This is a genomic window from Clostridium sp. AF15-41, from assembly GCF_003604095.1.
Classification (GTDB): domain Bacteria; phylum Bacillota; class Clostridia; order Lachnospirales; family Lachnospiraceae; genus Coprococcus.
On sequence record NZ_QTMQ01000004.1, the window covers coordinates 76,499 to 80,596 of the forward strand.

At 35.5% G+C, this 4,098-nt stretch carries 6 protein-coding genes and 1 pseudogene; all 7 read right to left on the bottom strand.

The genetic code is table 11. The features are described 5' to 3' along the window. Positions 1-12 precede the first annotated feature (12 nt). The 7 genes and pseudogenes from DWW43_RS04180 to DWW43_RS04210 all read right to left on the bottom strand — a co-directional run bounded on the left by DWW43_RS04180 (position 13) and on the right by DWW43_RS04210 (position 3,961). Entirely contained in the window at positions 13-681 is a 669-nt protein-coding gene (locus tag DWW43_RS04180) for a hypothetical protein (protein WP_119962813.1), read from the bottom strand. 47 nt (positions 682-728) lie between these two features. Beyond that, positions 729-1,259 carry a GNAT family N-acetyltransferase gene (locus tag DWW43_RS04185; RefSeq protein WP_119962814.1) on the bottom strand — a complete coding sequence of 177 codons (531 nt, stop codon included), beginning with the start codon at positions 1,257-1,259 and terminating at the stop codon, positions 729-731. Positions 1,260-1,402: 143 nt separating this feature from the next. Then, complete coding sequence (locus tag DWW43_RS04190; protein ID WP_119962815.1) at positions 1,403-1,987, bottom strand: hypothetical protein; 585 nt, start codon at positions 1,985-1,987, stop codon at positions 1,403-1,405. Between the two features lie 66 nt (positions 1,988-2,053). Next, the gene (locus DWW43_RS04195) at positions 2,054-2,374 is read right to left on the bottom strand and encodes a type II toxin-antitoxin system RelE/ParE family toxin (RefSeq protein ID WP_008402216.1); all 321 of its coding nucleotides are present in this window, start codon (positions 2,372-2,374) and stop codon (positions 2,054-2,056) included. Beyond that, entirely contained in the window at positions 2,374-2,676 is a 303-nt protein-coding gene (locus DWW43_RS04200; RefSeq protein ID WP_172681925.1) for a type II toxin-antitoxin system RelB/DinJ family antitoxin, read from the bottom strand. The genes DWW43_RS04195 and DWW43_RS04200 overlap by 1 nt, the downstream gene beginning before the upstream one ends. Positions 2,677-2,730: 54 nt before the next feature. After that, positions 2,731-3,108 (bottom strand): annotated as a pseudogene (locus DWW43_RS04205) (site-specific integrase); the annotation flags it as partial. 118 nt (positions 3,109-3,226) lie between these two features. Further along, complete coding sequence (locus DWW43_RS04210; RefSeq protein ID WP_008402212.1) at positions 3,227-3,961, bottom strand: MerR family transcriptional regulator; 735 nt, start codon at positions 3,959-3,961, stop codon at positions 3,227-3,229. Between the last annotated feature and the right edge of the window lie 137 nt (positions 3,962-4,098).

Below are 4,098 nucleotides of genomic sequence, written 5' to 3' on the forward strand. Positions count from 1 at the left end.
GAATTTGACTAATTATTGTGTTTTAATGATTCTATAAACTACCCCCAATTGAGCAGGGTATGTTTCTTGAATCATTCCATTAAACCATATTGTAACGATATCTCCCACCTGAACATCTTCCGCTAAATTTTCTGCCGATACATAATACTCTCCATCATTCATCTGACAAAAGCCTTCAGCTGTACTCACATGCGTTACAAGAAGTTCTCCATCATCGGTAATTTCTTTTACTTTTGCATTAAAATTGATAACCTCTATTGGAATAGACGTATCATCTTTTGCAATATCTCTAAATATGATTCGTTCGTCATCAATGACTACTATGAGCTGACCTTCAGAACTCCTTTGATAATGATATCCGCTTCCGAAATTTGATTGATTATTTTCAGATGGTAACTCTGTCCCTGCCACTGTTGACACAATTTCTCCATCCATTGTTCCACAACCAGGCATTGACGCTACATATCCTGTGTCTTTATATATAACACCATCAACCATAACACATGGAGGATATGAGCCAGTATCTGCTATTTGCTCATTTTGTACTACATCATCATTTTCTTTATTTTCTGTTTCTACGGACACATTTCCAGACACAGGTTCTTTATTTTCTTGATTCGTTCCACATCCAGCCATTCCCAGCACCATACATAATACAAGCAGATAGATTACTTTTTTCATAATACATGCCTCCTTAACTTATATTTTTTAACTCTATAAACTGGAATTCATCGAACTCTTTTTTCAAATCGAAACATACCATCCGAACTATCTTCCTCGAAAGTATTTTCCTGTCCTGTTTCAGGATCATAGGGATCGGGATGCTTTTGATTATAAAACTCCACAATATGAAATCCACACTTATTCACATAGAAATGAATATTTCTTGTTTCAAAATACGGTGTGCATGTCTCCCACACAGTTACCTGCGGGAACATTTTTTCAATGGCACACCATGCAGTATAACCTACACCCTTGCTGTGAGCATCTGGGGATACAAACAGTAGTTCCAAATCACCATGTTCGCCCTCAATTTTCACTACTGCACCACCTATGTTTTTTCCGTCATCTGAGATACGCAGTGCAATTCCGGCGTCGATAGCATTCTCGATGGTTTTTCGAGAAATGATTTCCTCTCCATCTTCAAAGTGTTCGTCACGAGTACCAAATTCTTCTAATGCTCCAAATTTGAATGCCTCCTGATTATCCGTAATAAATTGTTCTCTGTCTTCCGCTTTTAGCGGTAATAATTTGATCATAATAGCGTCCTCATAAATTAGAATTGTATATTAATTTTTCTTATTTAGTCTAATATGGAAATCGTTGGCTTTAGAACATTCTTCATATGTAAGATTAGTTTCATTCATTAAAAAACTCAACAGCTTCCTCCTTTGTATTATAATTAGATTTTTCTTTCATATATCTTAACAAATTGGTCATATATATTCTTCCGTACTTCTTCTGACAAACCGGCATATTTTGTTTCCAACACCTTTTTTACGGCTTCGTACTTCCTATTTTTATCTTCTATATCCGGACCACGGTCATAATTAAACCTCACATCATAAAAAATGTGTTTCATATCGTTACTTAAAGCTTGTAACACTCGAAATCCTTTCATAGAAAACTTTCCTTCTTTTATACCATTCTCCACACAGGGCTGTCTCGCCCAATCCATCATAAACCAATTCTCCATTGGCATATTTACACCATATCCGGAATCTGACAAAAAGTCATTTATCTCATTCCAATTTATCTGTAACGGCAAATCGTTTTCTTTCGCAAATAAATAGTCATCACGCTGTAATTCCTGTTTTTTTCGCTTTCTTGTATTTCTTTCATAAACAATCCAGTATATTACCATTGCTGCTATAATACACACGCTAAATATCTTTGTAATCATGGTATTTCCTTTATAAATAATCAAGTATACTACGGTTACTACCGCAATACTTATGCTGAGTACCTTTATAATCAAACCATTCATTGTGTATCTCCCTATCACTAAAAATTGGAAATTAACAAGTCGACAAATTCAAATAAACGCGTGCTTTTATAGCTCGCCTCTCAAACGTGCTTCTATATCAGATGCCGTGTATAACACATCCGTTACAATTACCCTTTCGTCACGGATTGTGTAAAATACTGAATAATTATCGACGAGCATTCTACGCAACTCCATTCTCTTTTCCGGCTCAGAATCCATAATCCTAAATCGTTCCGGGAAAGTGTCTAATGTAAGTATTTCATCAGCAATGCGATTATATTGTCCCATTGCATTATCCGGAGCAAGCAAATCTATAGCAATATAATTGTATATATCTTCCATATCCTGCAAAGCTTCTTTTGTAATCTCTACCTTATAGTGCTTCATTAATGCCTCTCTCTAAATGCCACAAACGCACTAGCTGCATCCTCAACATTTCCTTTCTCTATATCGGCATATCCTTTTTCTAACTTTTGATGAATCTGTGTAACAGACATCATATCTGCATTCACTGAATTAGCCGCTTTTGGTAATACAACAGAAAAAGGAATTCCTCCTACTAATGATATTTGTTTTAAATACATATCTATAGCAGTAGCCATTGGTATCCCTAATTGTGCCAATACACTTTCTGCATTTTCTTTTACATCTGGATTTACTCTTATATTTAATGTTGCTGTTTTTCCCATAGAATACACCTCCATCTTTCTTTTATTGTAACGTCTTTTGCGTTACAAATCAATCTATGAAATATATTTTCGATGCGATAGCTTCACATTGTTTTGATTAACCATTGCATATCTGAGCGTTGTATCTATTTGCTCATGTCCCAGAATTTTCTGTACCTGTTCAATCGGCATACCTTTCTCAATTGCTCTGGTGGCCATAGTCCTTCTGAACTTATGTGGGTGTACCTTTTCTACACCTAACTTCTTCCCCATTTCTCGTAATCGTAACTCCACACCGCTTTCAGTAAGTCTACTGTATGGTTTGTATAACGACACAAATAACGCTATATTATTATCTGTCCTTGATTCAATATAATTCAACAAATGAATTTTGGTCTTAGCATCAAAATATGCTTTCCTCTCTTTGTCTCCTTTGCCATCTGCGATGCATTTAATACTTCCGCCATGTCATTGATGATGTCATAAATTTCTCTACCCATAAGAGCACACTCCTTTTTGAAGGAGTATATCGTAGAAAAATCAGCGTATCAACAGAGCGTATTACTGGAATTTACCTTCCGCTCATATAAAATATATCAATAGCTTTACTTGCAAACTCTGCTGTGCCAACTCCTCCAACATCATCAATATTTTCCGTAAGTTCTCCTCCACCGGCATACATTCTTCCAAGACCGCATAAAATCTTATCAGAACATGTATAAAAATGATCTGTAATGTAATCCTGAAGTTTCCTTACCTGCAACTGCACCTGTTCATCTTCTGGGTCCATTTCTTTCATTTGTCCGAATTCAACAAATAATTGCATAAACTCATTTGCAACAGTAGCTTCATCGTCTTTCGTCCAGTTCTTTGTTTTCTCTTCAAACTCCTTATACTCAGAGGTTTGTCCCCATTGTTCTTTTGCTCGTTTAGAATACTCATCAATCTTTGTTGTATCAAATACTTTAAAATCCATATATTTCACTCCTATTCCTTTTATTCCTCGAGCGAAACTAATAAGATTTTCAAGATGCTCTTTTTTCATAGTAAGCAATTCAATCTGCTGCTCTAATGCTTTATTCCTGTCAAAGTTAGGGGCATCAATTATCTTTTTAATCTCCTTAAGCGGAAATTCCAATTCTTTAAACAGTAAAATTTGTTGCAGCCTTTCCAAGGATGTATCGTCATACAGCCTATAACCTGACTCTGTATATTCAATAGGTTTTAAGAGACCAATGGTATCATAATACTGCAGAGTGCGTATACTCATTCCTGTTAATTTACTTACCTCATTCACTGTCATCATTGTCATTTCCTCCTCTCGATAAACATATCGTAAACTATTACGTTGCGTAGGAGTCAATAGATTTTCAAAGAAATTTTCAAAATTAACAGCTTGATAAATTCCAGTTTTTGAAACTGAGAAATCGGAATTTAACGGAG

Coding starts and splice junctions, on each gene's coding strand:
- DWW43_RS04180 (WP_119962813.1), bottom strand. CDS start 681: ATGAAAAAAGTAATCTATCTGCTTGTATTATGTATGGTGCTGGGAATG.
- DWW43_RS04185 (WP_119962814.1), bottom strand. CDS start 1,259: ATGATCAAATTATTACCGCTAAAAGCGGAAGACAGAGAACAATTTATT.
- DWW43_RS04190 (WP_119962815.1), bottom strand. CDS start 1,987: ATGAATGGTTTGATTATAAAGGTACTCAGCATAAGTATTGCGGTAGTA.
- DWW43_RS04195 (WP_008402216.1), bottom strand. CDS start 2,374: ATGAAGCACTATAAGGTAGAGATTACAAAAGAAGCTTTGCAGGATATG.
- DWW43_RS04200 (WP_172681925.1), bottom strand. CDS start 2,676: ATGGGAAAAACAGCAACATTAAATATAAGAGTAAATCCAGATGTAAAA.
- DWW43_RS04210 (WP_008402212.1), bottom strand. CDS start 3,961: ATGATGACAGTGAATGAGGTAAGTAAATTAACAGGAATGAGTATACGC.